The organism is Actinomycetospora rhizophila, assembly GCF_042657905.1.
Lineage (GTDB): Bacteria > Actinomycetota > Actinomycetes > Mycobacteriales > Pseudonocardiaceae > Actinomycetospora > Actinomycetospora rhizophila.
In genome coordinates, this window is record NZ_JBHSKG010000003.1 from 161,938 (window position 1) to 177,185 (window position 15,248).

12 protein-coding genes are annotated in these 15,248 nt (G+C 76.0%); 8 read left to right on the forward strand and 4 right to left on the reverse strand.

Translation table 11 applies throughout. From position 1 onward, the window contains the following. Positions 1-137 precede the first annotated feature (137 nt). Together ACFPK1_RS08220 and ACFPK1_RS08225 are read left to right on the forward strand one after the other, a co-directional pair. Complete coding sequence (locus ACFPK1_RS08220) at positions 138-4,718, forward strand: cation-translocating P-type ATPase (protein WP_378020436.1); 4,581 nt, start codon at positions 138-140, stop codon at positions 4,716-4,718. Between the two features lie 90 nt (positions 4,719-4,808). After that, on the forward strand, positions 4,809-5,735 hold the full coding sequence (locus tag ACFPK1_RS08225; RefSeq protein WP_378020437.1) for a DUF2188 domain-containing protein: 927 nt from the start codon (positions 4,809-4,811) through the stop codon (positions 5,733-5,735). A 76-nt stretch (positions 5,736-5,811) separates the two neighbouring features. Here ACFPK1_RS08225 and ACFPK1_RS08230 read toward each other — a convergent pair whose 3' ends face one another. Beyond that, on the reverse strand, positions 5,812-6,069 hold the full coding sequence (locus ACFPK1_RS08230) for a WhiB family transcriptional regulator (RefSeq protein ID WP_378020438.1): 258 nt from the start codon (positions 6,067-6,069) through the stop codon (positions 5,812-5,814). A 595-nt stretch (positions 6,070-6,664) separates the two neighbouring features. Here ACFPK1_RS08230 and ACFPK1_RS08235 point away from each other — a divergent pair. Together ACFPK1_RS08235 and ACFPK1_RS08240 are read left to right on the forward strand one after the other, a co-directional pair. Next, entirely contained in the window at positions 6,665-6,874 is a 210-nt protein-coding gene (locus ACFPK1_RS08235; protein ID WP_378020439.1) for a hypothetical protein, read from the forward strand. 51 nt (positions 6,875-6,925) lie between these two features. After that, positions 6,926-8,389, forward strand: coding sequence for a DUF2867 domain-containing protein (locus tag ACFPK1_RS08240; RefSeq protein ID WP_378020440.1), 1,464 nt, complete (start codon positions 6,926-6,928; stop codon positions 8,387-8,389). Positions 8,390-8,402: 13 nt separating this feature from the next. On the opposite strand, the gene ACFPK1_RS08245 is transcribed toward ACFPK1_RS08240, so the two are convergent. Beyond that, positions 8,403-9,530, reverse strand: coding sequence for a carboxylate-amine ligase (locus ACFPK1_RS08245; protein WP_378020441.1), 1,128 nt, complete (start codon positions 9,528-9,530; stop codon positions 8,403-8,405). A gap of 68 nt (positions 9,531-9,598) precedes the next feature. Between ACFPK1_RS08245 and ACFPK1_RS08250 the strand changes: the two genes are divergently transcribed. Both ACFPK1_RS08250 and ACFPK1_RS08255 read left to right on the forward strand, forming a co-directional pair. Further along, a complete protein-coding gene (locus tag ACFPK1_RS08250) occupies positions 9,599-10,057 on the forward strand; it encodes an NUDIX domain-containing protein (RefSeq protein ID WP_378020442.1) in 459 nt (152 codons plus the stop codon). Positions 10,058-10,062: 5 nt separating this feature from the next. Next, positions 10,063-11,250 (forward strand): acyl-CoA dehydrogenase family protein, encoded by a 1,188-nt coding sequence (locus ACFPK1_RS08255; RefSeq protein WP_378020443.1) that lies wholly within the window; start codon positions 10,063-10,065, stop codon positions 11,248-11,250. A gap of 13 nt (positions 11,251-11,263) precedes the next feature. Here ACFPK1_RS08255 and ACFPK1_RS08260 read toward each other — a convergent pair whose 3' ends face one another. Further along, positions 11,264-12,457, reverse strand: a complete 1,194-nt coding sequence (locus tag ACFPK1_RS08260) for a GGDEF domain-containing protein (RefSeq protein ID WP_378020444.1) — start codon at positions 12,455-12,457, stop codon at positions 11,264-11,266. 671 nt (positions 12,458-13,128) lie between these two features. Here ACFPK1_RS08260 and ACFPK1_RS08265 point away from each other — a divergent pair. Continuing rightward, positions 13,129-13,266 carry a hypothetical protein gene (locus tag ACFPK1_RS08265; RefSeq protein WP_378020445.1) on the forward strand — a complete coding sequence of 46 codons (138 nt, stop codon included), beginning with the start codon at positions 13,129-13,131 and terminating at the stop codon, positions 13,264-13,266. A 74-nt stretch (positions 13,267-13,340) separates the two neighbouring features. On the opposite strand, the gene ACFPK1_RS08270 is transcribed toward ACFPK1_RS08265, so the two are convergent. Beyond that, the gene (locus tag ACFPK1_RS08270) at positions 13,341-14,549 is read right to left on the reverse strand and encodes an MFS transporter (RefSeq protein WP_378020446.1); all 1,209 of its coding nucleotides are present in this window, start codon (positions 14,547-14,549) and stop codon (positions 13,341-13,343) included. Positions 14,550-14,715: 166 nt separating this feature from the next. Between ACFPK1_RS08270 and ACFPK1_RS08275 the strand changes: the two genes are divergently transcribed. Further along, the gene (locus ACFPK1_RS08275; protein ID WP_378020447.1) at positions 14,716-15,207 is read left to right on the forward strand and encodes a DUF3145 domain-containing protein; all 492 of its coding nucleotides are present in this window, start codon (positions 14,716-14,718) and stop codon (positions 15,205-15,207) included. The last annotated feature ends 41 nt before the right edge of the window (positions 15,208-15,248 follow it).

The window sequence follows — 15,248 nt, forward strand, 5'->3', positions numbered from 1 at the left end:
CACCGAGATCGGGTACGTCCCCGCGCACCCCGGCTCCCCCGAGCCCGAACCCGAGCACCGAGCCCGACGAGAGGACGACAGCCACCCCCATGGCCTCCCACCCCGCACCCCGTCCGTCCCGCGGCCTCCTCGCCCGCGTGGTGGATCCGCTCGGCATCGCGAGCGGCGTGCTCGACCGCGTCGACCCGTCCCGGCATCGCGGCCGCCGTGTGTGGCGCGGGGCGGGGCGGGTGCAGATCGGGGTGCCCGCGGCGGTCCGCGAGTCCGGTGCCGAGCTCGCGCGCGCCGTCGAGAAGGCCGTCGCGGCGCACCCGCAGGTCGAGTGGGCCACCGTCAACGCCACCCTCGGCGCGGTGGTCGTCGGTCTGCTGAGCGAGGGGGACGGTCCGGTCGGGCTCCCGGACGACGCGGTCGTCGACGACCTCGTCGACCTGGTCGAGATCCTCGAGGAGCGCGAGGGCGACGCCGCGGTCGCGCCCGCGGGCACCGCCTCGATGGGGCCGGCGCAGCAGGCGTTCACCGCGCTCGCCGCCGACATCGCCGGGCTCGGCGTCGCCGCGATCGGCCGCATCCTGCGCCGCACGCCGCTGCCCGCCGAGCTCGCCTCGTCGGCCACGTTCATCGACCACCAGCCCCGCCTGCGCGCGGCCGTCGAGCGCGCGCTCGGCCAGGACCGCGCCAACGTCCTGCTCGCGCTGTCCAACGCCGCCGCGCAGGCGCTCGGCCAGGGCACCACGGGCCTGCTCGTCGACGCCGCCTACCGCGCCCTGCAGGTCGCCGAGGCCCGCGCGCGCACCGGCACGTGGGACGACGTGGAACCCCGGCTGCTCGAGTCGTCCGACCACGCCGCCGCGCCCGCCGACGACGAGCTGCACGAGGAGCGCCCGGTCCCGCTGCCGCTCGGGCCGGTCGAGCGCCACGGCGACCAGGTCGGCATGGCCGCCGCCGGCGGGTTCGCCGCCACCGCCGCCGCCACCGGCAGCGTGCGCAAGGCCGCCGGCGTCGCGCTCTCGACCCTGCCCAAGGCCGGCCGGCTCGGGCGCGAGGGCTTCGCGACGACGTTCGGCCGGGTGCTCGCCAAGCGCGGCGCGGTCGTGCTCGAGCCGAGCGCCCTGCGGCTCATGGACCGCATCGACACGGTCGTGCTCGACGCCGAGGCGCTGACCACCGGCGTGCTCATGCTCGGCGACCTGGTCGCCCTGCCGGGCCCCGACGGCACCGTCGATCCGCTCGACGAGCTCGTCCCGCGGGTCCACGAGCTGTTCGACCCGGACGAGGCCACCGCCCCGCACCGGGTCTCCGAGGACGGCGAACACTGGCTGCTCGCCGGGCTCGACGACGTCCCGGGCGGCGACGCCGTGGCGGCGGTCGAGGCCGCGGACGCGCTCGTCGCCGACGGCGCGACGCTCGTGCTGGGCCTGCGCCGCGACGACCGGCTCGCCGCCGTCGTCGGCGTGCTGCCCGAGCCCGCGTCGGCCGCCGAGGCGCTGGCCGCCGCCGCGCGCCGGGCCGGGGTCACCCTGCTCGTCGGCGGCGAGGGGCAGGGGGTCGGCGACCGCGCGATCGCCGGCGGGGAGGCCCTGCGCGCCTCGGTGCGCGACCTGCAGGCCGCCGGCTGCGGGGTGCTCGTCGTGTCCCGCGACCGACGCGCGCTGGCGACCGCCGACCTCGGCATCGGCGTCTCCCGCCCGGACGGCGTGGCCCCGTGGGGCGCGCACGTGCTCGTCGGCGACGACCTGGGCACCGCGGCGCTGCTCATCGAGGGGGTCAAGGTCGCCCGCGGGGTGTCGAGCCGCTCGGTGAACCTGGCCCGCGCCGGCACCGTGCTCGGCGCCGTCATGGCCACCGCGGGCACCACGCCGCGGGCGCCGGGGCTCGCCGGGCTCGCCGTCAACGGCGCCGCCGGGGTCTCGCTCGGCGCCGGCGCGTGGTCGGCGACCGAGCTCGGGCGCCGCGTCGTCGTGCCCGGCGTCAGCCGCACGCCGTGGCACGTCATGCCCACGAGCACCGTGCTCGCCCGCCTCGACGTCACCGAGCGCGGCCTGACCAGCGCGGAGGCCCACCGGCGCCACCGCGACGACCCGGCCGCGGCGGAGACCTCGACGACGCTGGGTCGCGCGTTCCTCGACGAGCTCAACAACCCGCTGACCCCGGTGCTCGCCGGCGGCGCGGTGCTCTCGGCGGCCATCGGCGCGGTCGTCGACGCCGCGATCGTCGTCGGCGTCACCGCGTTCTCCGCGCTGATCGGCGGCGTGCAGCAGGTCGCGACCGACCGGGCCGTCGCCGGCCTGCTCGAGCGCTCCTCGATCCGCACCCGGGTGCTGCGCGACGGCACCGCGCGCGGGGTCGGCGCCGACGAGGTCGTCGTCGGCGACGTCATCGAGCTCGGCCCCGACGACGTCGTGCCCGCCGACTGCCGCGTCATCGAGTCCGACGCGCTCGAGATGGACGAGTCGTCGCTCACCGGCGAGTCGCTGCCCGTGCTCAAGACCCCGGCGCCGGTCATCGCCCGCACCGTCGCCGACCGCCGCTCGATGGTCTACGAGGGCGCCACGGTCGCCACCGGCCGCGGGCGCGCCGTCGTCGTCGCCACCGGCTCCAGCACCGAGGTCGGCCGCTCCACGGCGGCGGCGAAGGCCAGCGCACCGGTCGCCGGTGTCGACGAGCGCCTCGCGGGCCTGACCCGCATCACGACGCCGCTGGCCATCGGGTCGGCGGCCGCGGTGGTGGCCGCCGGCGCGCTGCGCGGGCTGCCGTTCCAGCAGAACCTGCACTCGGGTGTCGGCCTGGCCGTCGCCAGCGTCCCCGAGGGCCTGCCGTTCGTCGTGTCCGCCGCGCAGCTCGCGTCGGCGCGGCGGCTGTCGGCCGAGGGCGCTCTCGTGCGCAACCCCCGCACCATCGAGGCGATCGGGCGCACCGACGTCCTGTGCTTCGACAAGACCGGCACGCTCACCGAGGGCCGCCTCGCGCTCTCGGCGATCTCCGACGGCATCAAGCTGCGCCCCACCGACCGGCTGCGCAAGCGCCAGCGCCGCGTCCTGGCCACCGCGCTGCGCGCCACGCCGCGCCCGGCGCCGGGGGAGCGGCTCGCGCACCTCACCGACCGCGCGGTGGTCTCCGGCGGCCAGCAGTTCGACGTCGACCCGGCCCACAAGCGCCCCGGCTGGTGGCCGGTCGCCTCGCTCGACTTCGATCCGTCCCGCGGCTACCACGCCACCCTCGGCGACGTGGACACCCCGGAGGACGCGGCCGCCGACGACGGGCCGTTCCGCCTGGTGTCGGTGAAGGGCGCGCCGGAGGTCGTCATCGCCCGCGCCACCACCTGGGGCGGCACCCCGCTCGACGACGAGGCGCGCCAGGGCCTCGTCGAGCACACCGAGCTGCTCGCCGGCCAGGGCATGCGCGTGCTCGCCGTCGCCGAGAAGGTCGTCACCGCCGAGGAGTTCGCGGCGCGCGCCGCGGAGCGCGACCCCGACGGCGGCGAGGACACCCTGCTGGACGACGACGACGTCGCCGACCTCGAGTTCACCGGCTTCGTCGGGTTCACCGACCCGGTGCGCGCGGGCTCGCAGGCCACGGTGCGCGACCTGCGCGACGCCGGCGTCCAGGTCGTCATGATCACCGGTGACCACCCGAGCACCGCGGAGGCGGTCGCCGAGGAGCTCGACGTGCTCAACGGCGGCATCGTCGTCACCGGCACCGAGCTCGACGAGCTCGACGACGACGCGCTCGACGACCTGCTGCCCAAGGTCCGGGTGGTGGCGCGCGGCACCCCGTCGCACAAGGTGCGCATCGTCCAGGCCTTCCAGCGCCTCGACCGCACGGTCGCGATGACCGGCGACGGCGCCAACGACGCCCCGGCGATCCGCCTGGCCGACGTGGGCATCGCGCTCGGTCGCCGCGGCACGCCCGCGGCGCGGGCCGCCGCCGACCTCGTCATCACCGACGACCGCCTCGAGACGATCCTCGCCGCGCTGGTCGAGGGCCGGGCGATGTGGGCGTCGGTGCGCGAGGCGCTGGGCGTGCTGGTCGGCGGCAACCTCGGCGAGATCGCGTTCACCGTGCTCGGGGCGACGACCACGGGCACCTCCCCGCTCAACGCGCGCCAGCTGCTGCTGGTCAACCTGCTCACCGACCTCGTGCCCTCGCTGGCGCTCGCCGTGCGCGCACCCCAGCCCGAGTCGGCGGCCGAGCTGCTCGCCGAGGGGCCGGAGGCGTCGCTGGGGGAGGCGCTCAACCACGAGATCGGCCTGCGCGCCATGGCCACCGCGGGCGGCGCGAGCCTCGCGTGGCTCCAGGCCCGGGCGACGCCGTACGGCAGCCCGGCGCGGGCCCGGACGGTGGCGCTGACCGCGCTCGTCGGCACCCAGCTCGGGCAGACGATCGTCGCCGGCGGCGGGCGCAGCCCGCTGGTGATCGGCGCCAGCGTCGTCTCCGCGGGCGCCCTGGTCGCGGTCGTGCAGACGCCCGGGGTCAGCCAGTTCTTCGGCTGCGTGCCGCTGGGGCCGGTGGCCTGGGCGCAGGCCGCGAGCTCGGCGGGCGTCGCCACCGCGGCCTCGGTCGTGGGCCCCGAGCTGGTGCGGCGCTACGGTCCGGTCGTGGTGCCGGAGGGCTCGCCGCAGGCCTCGTGGATCGAGCGTCTGGGGGAGGTCCGCGACGAGGCGACGAAGCGGTACCTCGAGCTGCAGCACCGTGCGGCGGAGGCGCTGAACGGGTGATGGAGGTGTCGGTTACTGGTGCGTTTGTGCAGGTCGCGGCCTGGGCATCAGACCGGTTGAAGACACCGTCGAACAGGAGTTGAGACCGTCATGGCCGACCGGTACGTCGTTCCCACCGAGGACGGCTGGCAGGTACAGAAGAAGGGTGCCCAGCGAGCCAGCGCCAAGGCGGCGACGCAGGGCGAGGCCGTCGAGCGCGCGACCGAGATCGTCACCAAGGACGGTGGCGGCAAGGTCGTCGTGCACGGCACCGACGGGAAGGTCCGCGAGACCCACCAGGTGAAGGCCGGCGCGGACAGCGCGCCCGCCGAGGCGGCCAAGGCCACCACGAAGGCGAACGCCGAGGGCGCCCGCGCCAAGGCGCAGTCGGCGTCGGACAAGGCGTCCACCAGCGCGAAGAAGGTCGGCGACGACGCCAAGGCCACCGCGCAGAAGGACGCCGCCCGCGTGCAGGAGTCGACGAAGAAGGCCGCCGCGCAGGCCGAGGCCGGCGCGAGCGGTGTCGCCGACCAGGCCGCCAAGGCCGCCTCGGGTGACAAGTCGCCGTCGGCGGCGGCCAAGGACGCCGCCACCGTCGCGCAGGTGTCCGGCGAGCAGGTCGCCACCACCGCGTCGCGGGCCGGCGAGCGCGTCGCCAAGGACGCCACCCGCGTCGCCCAGCACGCCGGCTCGGAGGCCAAGGCCCGCGCCGACGAGGCGGGCGAGTCGGCCGTGCAGGCCGGCGATCGCGCCGCCACCGTGTCGTCCGGCGTCGCCCAGGAGCTCGAGGACGCGGGCGACACCGCCGCCGCGCGCGTCAACCGGGCGAGCGAGTCCGCCGCCCAGCAGGTCGACCGGTCCGTGCGCGAGGCCGCCGACCAGGTGCGCGACAACGCCCCGACCTACAACCCGGTGCGCATCGTCGGCAACGCGGCGACGATCGCGGTGAAGACCGGCTTCAGCCTCGCGGGCGCCGTGATCTCCACCGGGGGTCAGGTGCTGCAGTTCGCCGCGCGGAAGGTCACCGGGCGGGGCTGAGCCGCCCTCCCTGCACCATGACGAAGGGCCCGCCCCCATCCGGGGGCGGGCCCTTCGTGTCGCTGCTGCGGCCGTCTCAGGCGGCGTGCGGGCTCGCCACGGAGCCGACGCGCGCGGCGCGACGCATCGCGCGGCGCTCGTCCTCGCTCGTGCCGCCCCAGACGCCGGCCTCCTGGCCGGTGTCCATGGCCCAGCGCAGGCAGCCCTGCTGCAGCGGGCAGCTGTGGCACACGGCCTTGGCCTCGGCCACCTGGGCCGAGCCCGGGCCGTGCGTGGTCAGGGGGAAGAACAGTTCGGGGTCGTGGTCGCGGCAGGCCGCGAGCTCCCAGTCCATCGTCGTGCCATTCCAATCTCGCTCGTCGGGGTCAGCTCGGCCGGGCCCGCTCGTGAGCGAGCGGGGCGGCCGTGGTGCCGCCGGGCCCGACGCCGGGCGCGCACGCGCGCGTCTGGCGACGGCCCCTGCGGCACGGTCGTGCGCCGGGCGTCGGTTCGTATCCGGGGGTCGTGCGGGTTCGGTCCTCGGAGCAGGCCCTCGTCAGAGCAACCCTGTGTGGGCCCGCGCCCCGGGGTCCGGAGCACCTCAGTACTCATCTATGACGTCGAGGCGACCGGAACGGTTCCCTCGGCCCGCGACGTGTCGTCACGGACACAGCCTCCGGGCGTGCCGGGGCCGCGTATCAGCGAGCCTCCATGATCTATCCGTACAGCGCGTCGGGCAAACCCTTTTGATCCGCGCCACCCCGGCGAACCGGTGTGGTGTTGCTCACACCAGTTGCTCACGCTCCGCCCACGACCCGCGGCGAACGGGTGGGGACCGCGTTCCCGGCGAGCGAGGCGCTGCGCTTCCCTCCCCGGCGCGCCACACTGAGCTGGTTCGGGTTCCCCGATCGAGCGACGGTCGGGCCGAGGCCTCCGAGGAGGGCGGACCGGTGAAGGCAGCGCGGAAGACGGCTCGCGACATCGTCATCTGGGTGACCCTCACCGGCGGGATCGTCGCCCTGGTCCTCGGTCAGACGATCATCGGGCTCATCGTGCTCGCCTTCGCGATCTGGCAGCTCGTGCTCGTCGCCCGCGGCGGGGGCGGCCTGTTCGTCGACCAGCGCGCGGCCGACCGTCCGGGCAAGCCCACCGTCAGCTGACCCGCGCTCCCCCCGCGTGCCGGCCCGGTCGAGGCGCTCCAGGATGGCGGCATGCGCTGCGCGGTGATCGGCGGGACGGGGTACGTCGGCGTGCGCCTCGTGCGGCGCCTGCTCGACGCGGGGCACGACGTCACCGTGCTCGTGCGCAGCCCGGCGAAGCTCGCGGCCAGCGGGTGGGCCGAGCAGGTCGACGCCGTCGACGGCGACCTCGCCGACCCCGCGGCAGTCGCCGCGCTGGTCGCCGGCGCGGACGCCGTGGTGCACCTCGCCCACGCCCTGGAGCGGCCCGACTTCCCCGAGCGCGACCGGGCCGCGGCCTGGACGGTCAGCACGGCGGCCGCGGACGCGGGGGTGCGGCGCCTCGTGTACCTGGGCGGGTTGCGACCTGCTGCTCCCGAGGCCTCCCGGCACCTGTCCTCGCGCGCCGAGGTCGCCGACGTCTTCCTCGCCGGCGACGTCCCCACCGTCGCGCTCGAGGCCTCGATCATCGTGGGCTCGGGCTCGACGAGCTTCGAGATGATCCGCTACCTCGCCGAGCGCGTCCCCGTGCTGCCCGCCGTCCCGTGGCTCGCGCACCGCACGCAGCCGATCGCGATCGCCGACGTCCTGCACTACCTCGTGGGCGCGCTCGACCTGCCCGCCTCCGTCGACCGGCGCTTCGACATCGGCGGGCCGGACGTGCTGAGCTATCTGGAGCTGATCCGCCGCTACCTGCGCCTGGCGGGGCTGGCGCAGGGCGTCGTGCTGCCGGTGCCCGTCCCGGTGCCGCCCGGGGGCCCCGCGCTCGCCGGGCGGGTCGTGGAGGCCCTCACGCCGCTGTCGCGGCAGCTGGCGACCCCGCTCATCGAGTCGCTCGCCGAGGACCTCGTGTGCGTCGAGGAGGACGTGCTCGCCGTCATCGGGCCGCCGCCGGACGGGCGCACCACCTACGACGCCGCGGTCCGCGCGGCGCTGGGCCGGCGCGACGAGCCGCCGGCCCCGGACGACGACCCCGCGCTCGCCGGGCCCACCGACCCCGCGGGCTCCGGGGGCACCGTGTACCGCTGGAGCACCACCGAGCCCTCGCCCGCCGACGTCGCGGAGCTGTGGTCGGTCGTCGACGGCATCGGCGGCGACGCGGGCTGGTTCGTCCCGCTCGGCGCGTGGACGGTGTGGGGGTGGGCCGACCAGCTCCTGGGCGGCGTCGGCGGGTACCGCGGACGCCCGGCGCGCCGGGCCCTGGCCGTGGGCGACGTCGTCGACGGCTGGTGCGTCGAGGCGGTCGAGCCCCGGGTGCGCCTGCGGCTGCGCTCCGAGATGCGCGCGCCCGGCACGCTGACCCTCGAGCTCGCCGTCGACCCCGACGTGTCGGGCCACGGCTCGCACCTGCGCCTCGCCGTCCGCTTCGTCCCCACGGGCCTCGCGGGCCTGGTCTGGGGCCGCGCGCTGCTGGCCGGCGCGCCGGCGGTCTTCGGCGCCATGGCCCGCGGCATCGCCGCCCGCGCCGCCGTCATCCCCCTCGTACCCCCCATGTGAGCACTTTCCGGCCCTATGGCGCCGGAAAGTACTCACATGGTCGCGACCCCGGCAGGAAGCGCGCCACGGCGTCGTGGACGGCGCCGGCGGGGTCACCGCCGGCCCCGGCGGTCGCGGCGCGCTGGCGCTCGGCGCCCGTGCCGTCGGCGCGCAGACGCGCCAGGCCCTCGCTCGCGCGCTCGTGGTCGCCGGCGTCGGTGAGCGCGTCGGCGACGTGGGCGCGCAGCGCGTCGAGCACCTCGGCCGCCGGCGCGGGGCGGCCGGTGCGCGGGTCGACGAGCGCCTCGGTGAGACCCCGGCGCGACGCCCGCCAGTGCGCCAGCCGCAGCGCCTCGACCGGCGCCGTGGGCAGCGGCCCGCCGTCGCGGTGCTCGCGGGCGGCGGTGAGCACGAGCGCGCGGGCGAGCACGGCCACCAGCACCGTGTCCTCGATCTCGAGCGCCACGTCGGTCACGCGGACCTCCACGGTGCCCAGTTCCCGGGAGAGGCGGGCGTCGAAGTAGACCATCGCGTCGTCGAGCACCGTGTCGGTCGCGAGCATCGCCTCGACGGCCTCGTCGTAGGCGGCCAGCGACCCGAACACCCGCGTCGGCCCCGCCGACGGCCAGCGCGACCACACCACCGACCGGTAGCTGGCGTAGTCGGTGTCGTGGCCCCGCCAGTGCGGGGAGTTCGCGGCGAGCGCCCGCAGCGCCGGCAGCCACGGACCGACCCGGTCGAGCACGCCGACGCCCTCCTCGGGCGAGGTGACCTCGACGTGCACGTGCTGCCCGCTGGTCAGCTGGGAGGTCGCGATCGCCCCGAAGCGCTCGGCGATGCGCCCGTAGCGCCCCTCGGAGACCGCGCCGGGCTCGCTCCCGGCGTCCGGCGCCACGGGCGAGGTCGCCAGGCCCGCGACCTCCACCCCCGACGCCCGGGCGGCCTCGCGGGCCTCCTGGCGCCGCCGGCGCAGGTCGTCCGCGAGGTCGTCGGCCTTGTGGTGCGGGGCCGTGGCGGTCTCGACCTGCTCGGTGCGCATCTCGCCGTCGAGGTCGCCGTCGGCCTCGTCGCGCACGGTGCCGGCCCGCCCCCGTGGCGCGCCGGTCGCGGGGTCGACGAGCAGCAGTTCTTCCTCGGCCCCGAACGGGGGCACGTCGCTCATGGCCTCCGTCTACCCGATGCGGCCCGCACGTCCTGCCCCCGCACGCCCGACGGCCTACCGTGATCGCCGTGCGGGGTGACGGCGACGGCTGGGTGGTCTGCGACGCCGGGCACCGGCACTGGGGACGGTTCGGCGCCGCGGGGCTGCTGCTGCGCCACGGCGACTGCGTCCTGCTCGCGCACCGGGTGTGGTGGAGCCACCACGGCGAGACCTGGGGCATCCCCGGCGGCGCGCGCAACAGCGACGAGACCGCGCGCGAGGCCGCGCTGCGCGAGGCGGTCGAGGAGACCGGCGTCGAACGGGCGCGGGTCCGCCTGACCGGCGAGACCGTCGACGACCACGGCGGCTGGTCCTACGTCACCGTCCACGCCCGCCTCGAGACCGGCGACGCCCCGGCGCTCGAGCCCACCGACGGCGAGGCGACCGAGCTGCGCTGGACGCCGGTCGGGCGCGTGTCGGACCTGCCACTGCATCCGGGGTTCGCGGCCTTCTGGGCCGGTCCCGATGCCGTGGAGCACCTACCGTAGGAGCCATGGCTCCTCCCGTCCCGGCCCCCAGCGACTTCCTCGGCGTCGACGCCGACCTGAGCGCCGAGGAGCGCGACATCCGCGACGCGGTGCGCGACTACGCCGCCGCGGAGCTCTCCCCGCGCATCGCCGAGTGGTACGAGTCGAACACGCTGCCCCGCGACATCGCCAAGGGCCTGGGCTCCCTCGGCCTGCTCGGCATGCACCTCGAGGGTTACGGGTGCGCGGGCACCAACGCCACCAGCTACGGCCTCGCCTGCCGCGAGCTCGAGGCCGTCGACTCGGGCCTGCGCTCCTTCGTCTCCGTGCAGGGCTCGCTCGCGATGTTCGCCCTGCACCGCTGGGGCTCCGAGGAGCACAAGCAGCAGTGGCTGCCGCGCATGGCCACCGGCGAGGCGCTCGGCTGCTTCGGGCTCACCGAGGCCGACGCGGGCTCCGACCCCGGCTCGATGCGCACGCGCGCCCGCCGCGACGGGGACGACTGGGTGCTCGACGGGTCCAAGATGTGGATCACGAACGGGACGCTCGCCGACGTCGCCGTCGTCTGGGCGCAGACCGACCCCGACGCCGGGTCGAAGGGCATCCGCGGCTTCGTGGTGCCCACCGACACCCCCGGCTTCACCGCGGGCGAGGTCAAGCACAAGCTCTCGTTGCGCGCGTCGCTGACCGCCGAGCTCGTGCTCGAGGGCGTCCGGCTGCCCGCCGACGCGGTGTTCCCCGAGGTCAGCGGCCTCAAGGGCCCGCTGTCCTGCCTCAACGAGGCGCGCTACGGGATCCTCTGGGGCGCGGTCGGCGCGGCGCGGGCCTGCTTCGCGGCGGCGCTCGCGTACTCGGTGGACCGCGAGCAGTTCGGCCAGCCCATCGCCGGGTTCCAGCTGACCCAGCGCAAGCTCGCCGACATGGTCGTCGCGGTCAACCAGGCCGGGCTGACGGCCTCGCGGATCGGGCGGCTCAAGGACGCCGAGACGCTGCACCCCGCGCAGGTCAGCTTCGGCAAGATGGCCAACGTCCGGGCCGCCCTCGACGTCGCGCGCACGGCGCGCACGGTGCTCGGCGGCAACGGGATCACCCTCGAGTACCCGGTGTTCCGGCACATGACGAACCTCGAGACCGTCCTGACCTACGAGGGCACCGAGGAGATGCACGCCCTGTCGATCGGGCAGGCGCTGACGGGCATCGCCGCGTTCCGCTGAGTGCTGACGTGCCCTAGCGCGGGGGAGCGCACTCCACGCGGTTGCGCCCCCCGTGCTTGGCGGCGTACAGCGCGGTGTCGGCGCTGACCATGAGGCCGTCGAGGTCGTGCGACGCCGCCGGGTACGACGCCGTCCCGATCGAGGCCGTGAGCCCCCGGACGACGCCCCCGCCCCGCGCGGGGGAGACGGTGACCTCGCACTCGCTGATCCGCCGGCGCAGGCGCTCGGCGGTGCTGCCGATCTGCTCGGGCCCGGCCTCGGCGACCAGGACGACGAACTCCTCGCCGCCGAAGCGCCCGACGGCGTCGTAGGGGCGGACCTCGGAGCGCAGGGTGTCGGCGACGGCGCGCAGGACGTCGTCGCCGACGAGGTGCCCGTACCGGTCGTTGATCGCCTTGAAGGCGTCGATGTCGACCATGATGACGCCGAGCTCACCGCCGCGGCGGCGCAGGCGGGCGAGCTCGCGGTCGGCCTGGTCGCGCCAGGCCGACGCGTTGGCGAGTCCCGTCTTGGGGTCGGTGCGCGCGGCCCGGGCGAACTGCTGGATGAGGAAGCCGCGGTGCATCCCCATCACCGGCACGAGCAGCACCGGCAGCAGCCACGGCGTCGTCAGCGCCACGACCGCTAGTGCGGCGCCGAGGGCGAGCGCGCCGAGGCCGATGAGCGTGTCGGTGGGGGAGCCGAGCCGCTTCCACCACGGCGTGCCGGGGGCGCTCAGGCAGATCATGAACACGACGAGGCCGTGGTTGACGATCCAGCGCGTCAGGCCGGCGGCGACGAGCACGGCGAGACCGACCGGGCCCGCGACCTTGGCGAGTAGCCCGCCGGGCACCAGCTCGAGCACGCCCGCCGCCGCGATCGAGGCGATGAGGACCGTCGCCGCGGAGTAGGTCCACCGGTGCACGACGGGGCGTTGACTGACGCGCAGCCACCAGTACGCGAACGTGATGACGACCAGGGCGAGCGCGAGACCGAGGGGGAGCAGCAGCAGGCCCGCGAAGCTCCACACCGACTTCAGCTCGATGTAGGGCTGCCCGTCGGCGACGATCTCGCGGCGCCGTTCGATGCCGCGGGCGGTCTCGACGTGGACGACGAGCCCGAGGACGAGCAGCGCCAGCGCCCGCCAGTCGGCGGTGCCCACCGGCTCGAGCCCGGCGACGGCGAGCGAGAGCGCGACCGCCAGGACGTCGATGACGAGCACGGCCACGACGACCCGGCGCGGCGCCTGCCAGAGGCTCCAGCGGCGGGGGTCGAAGCGGCGTCCCGGTGTGGTCTGCGCGACATCGGGCGTTCCGGACGACCCGGACCCGGGCGCCGAGCCGGTGCCCGAGCCGGTGGCGCCGTGACGCGGCCGGCGGCTGGGCCGCCAGGGACGCGCTGCGCCGCCCGGACCGGCCGGGAGGTCGGCGTCGGTGACTGCGCGTACCGAACGATCGGGCGGGACTGCTCCGGGCGCGGGAGAGAGCGCGGACCCGGGGTCGATGGGACCCCTCCAGGGCTCACGCGCCGTCACGATGAGTGACCTCCTCCAGGTCCTGCGGCACGCGCATCGGGCGCGGTCCGCGTGCGGAACACGGTACCGACGACCTCTGGATCTCGGCAGGAGGCGTCACCCATTGGGAAGAGATCACTCCGATGGTTGACGCCCAGTCGCCGTCTGGTCACGCACCGCTTCTTTGACCAGCATCGAGGAGCGGATGTGACGCGGAGTGCGGCCGGATGTGAGGGTTCGGTCGCTCTCCGTCAACGCTGCGCGACCCGCGTCCGGTGCTCGATGCCGTACTCGGGTTCACCACACAGCGTGTGCGTTGGACCACGTCCGTGTCGGCGGGACGACCCGTCCCGGCCGGCCTCCCGCTCTCGTCGAAAGGACGCCCCGTGGCCGACTCGAACTGGCACCGCGACTCCAACTGGCACTTCGCGGACTCGAACTGGCACCGCGACTCCAACTGGCACTACGCGGACCCGAACCGGCACCGGGACTCGAACTGGCACCGCGACTCCAACTGGCACTGAGCCCACTCGTGCGGCGGTTACTGGCTGGTATCGCTCGCCGAGCGAGTGATACCAGCCAGTAACCGCACGCGCGCTCACCCCGACCGGGCGCGCGACCACGCCAGCGCGCACCCCAGCGCGACGAGCACCCCCACCCCGCCGGCGATCGCCACCGCGACGGCCGGCCCCGTCGCCTCGGCCAGCACGCCCGCCAGCAGGACGCCCAGGCCCTGGGTGACGCGCAGGGCGGTGACGGCGAGCCCGAAGGCCTGCCCGCGGTGGGCGTCGGGCACCGCGGCGACGAAGGCCGCGTTCGCGGGCACCTGGTAGGCGCACGCCAGCCCCGAGACCACCCACAGGGTCACGACGGCGGCGAGCGGCGGGTGCAGCGCCGAGGCGATCAGCGGCACGCACGAGGCCACCGCGAGCGGGCCCAGGAGGCGGTCGCGGCGCGCGGGCGGCACCAGGCGCGCGAGCAGCACGATGCCCAGCGCCGCCCCGAGCGGGTTCGCGGCGAGCAGCAGGCCGACCGCGACCGGGCCCCCGCCCAGCGTCGCCGCGTAGGGCGCCGCCAGGCCCTCGATCGTCACGACGAAGGCCGAGACGCACGCGAGGGCCACCAGCGCCCGCAGCCGCCGGTCGCCCACGACGATCCGCGCGCCCTCGCGCAGCCCGGCGGCGCTCTCCGCGGCCCCGGTCGCCCGCTGCTCGGCCACCCCGAACTGCAGGATCGCCGCCGAGACCACGAACGTCACCGCGTCGCCGAGCAGCGCGACCGGCACGCCGACCAGGGCCACGAGTGGCCCGCCCAGCGCGAAGCCGAGGACCTGCCCGCTCTGGTACGTCGTGCCCGACACCGCCGAGGCCACGAGGTAGCGCTCGCCGGTGAGCACGTGGGGCAGGATCGCCGCCCGCGCCGCCGCGAAGGGCGCGGCGATGAGCTGGCCCGCGACGACGAGCAGGCACAGCGCCCAGAACGGCATCCCCGGCACGGCCATCAGCGCGAGGACCGCCGCCCGCAGCAGGTCGCTGACCACCATGGTCAGCCGCCGCGGGGCCCGGTCGGCGATCCCGGACAGCAGGGGGCCGGCCACGAGGTCGGGCAGGAACGTCAGCGCGTAGGTCAGCGCGGTGAGCCCGGCCGACGCCGTCTCGGTGTAGACGAGAACCGCGAGGGCGACCCGGGCGACCTGGTCGCCGAGCACCGAGAGCAGCTGGGCGAGCCACAGCGCGAAGAACTGCGGGTCGGCGAGGACGTCCCGGAACCGCGCACCGCCCGTGTGCGGACCGTCATCCTCGGTCACGGTGGGACGACTCTACGGTCCGCGGCGGCGACACGCCCGGGAATCCGGGGACACTGGCGCCACAGCAGCATCACGGTGCACACTGCACGGCGGTTGCGATCAGTTCGATCTCTGCCCTGGACGAGGACGTTGGGGAAGACGCTTCTCGTCGAGTCGGAGGTCAGCAGTGAGCACCCGTGGCGTGATCTACGTCCACTCGTCGCCGTCTGCGGTCTGTCCGCACGTCGAGTGGGCGATCTCGGGCGTCCTCGACGCCCGTGTCGTGCTGGACTGGACCGCCCAGGAGGCGGCTCCGGGGACGGCGCGTGCCGAGGTGTCGTGGGCCGGGCCCGTGGGCACCGCGGCCCGTGTGGCGACCGCGCTGCGCGCCTGGGGGATGGTGCGCTTCGAGGTCACCGAGGACCCCTCGCCGGGCACCGACGGCGAGCGCTTCAGCCACGTCCCCGGCCTCGGGCTCTGGCACGGGCGCACCAGCGCGAACGGCGACATCGTCCTCGGCGAGGACCAGGTCCGCGCGGCGCTGGCCGGCGCCGGCACCCGGGAGTCGCTGACCCGCCGCATGGACGACCTCCTGGGCACCCGCTGGGACGACGCCCTCGAGGAGTTCCGCTTCGCCGGCGAGGGCGTGGCCCCCGCGCGGCTGCACCAGGTCGGCTGATCGAGCACGGCGGCAGGACGCCCACCGGACGTGTCGGGGGA

Coding starts and splice junctions, on each gene's coding strand:
- ACFPK1_RS08225 (WP_378020437.1), top strand. CDS start 4,809: ATGGCCGACCGGTACGTCGTTCCCACCGAGGACGGCTGGCAGGTACAG.
- ACFPK1_RS08255 (WP_378020443.1), top strand. CDS start 10,063: ATGGCTCCTCCCGTCCCGGCCCCCAGCGACTTCCTCGGCGTCGACGCC.
- ACFPK1_RS08245 (WP_378020441.1), bottom strand. CDS start 9,530: ATGAGCGACGTGCCCCCGTTCGGGGCCGAGGAAGAACTGCTGCTCGTC.
- ACFPK1_RS08240 (WP_378020440.1), top strand. CDS start 6,926: ATGCGCTGCGCGGTGATCGGCGGGACGGGGTACGTCGGCGTGCGCCTC.
- ACFPK1_RS08230 (WP_378020438.1), bottom strand. CDS start 6,069: ATGGACTGGGAGCTCGCGGCCTGCCGCGACCACGACCCCGAACTGTTC.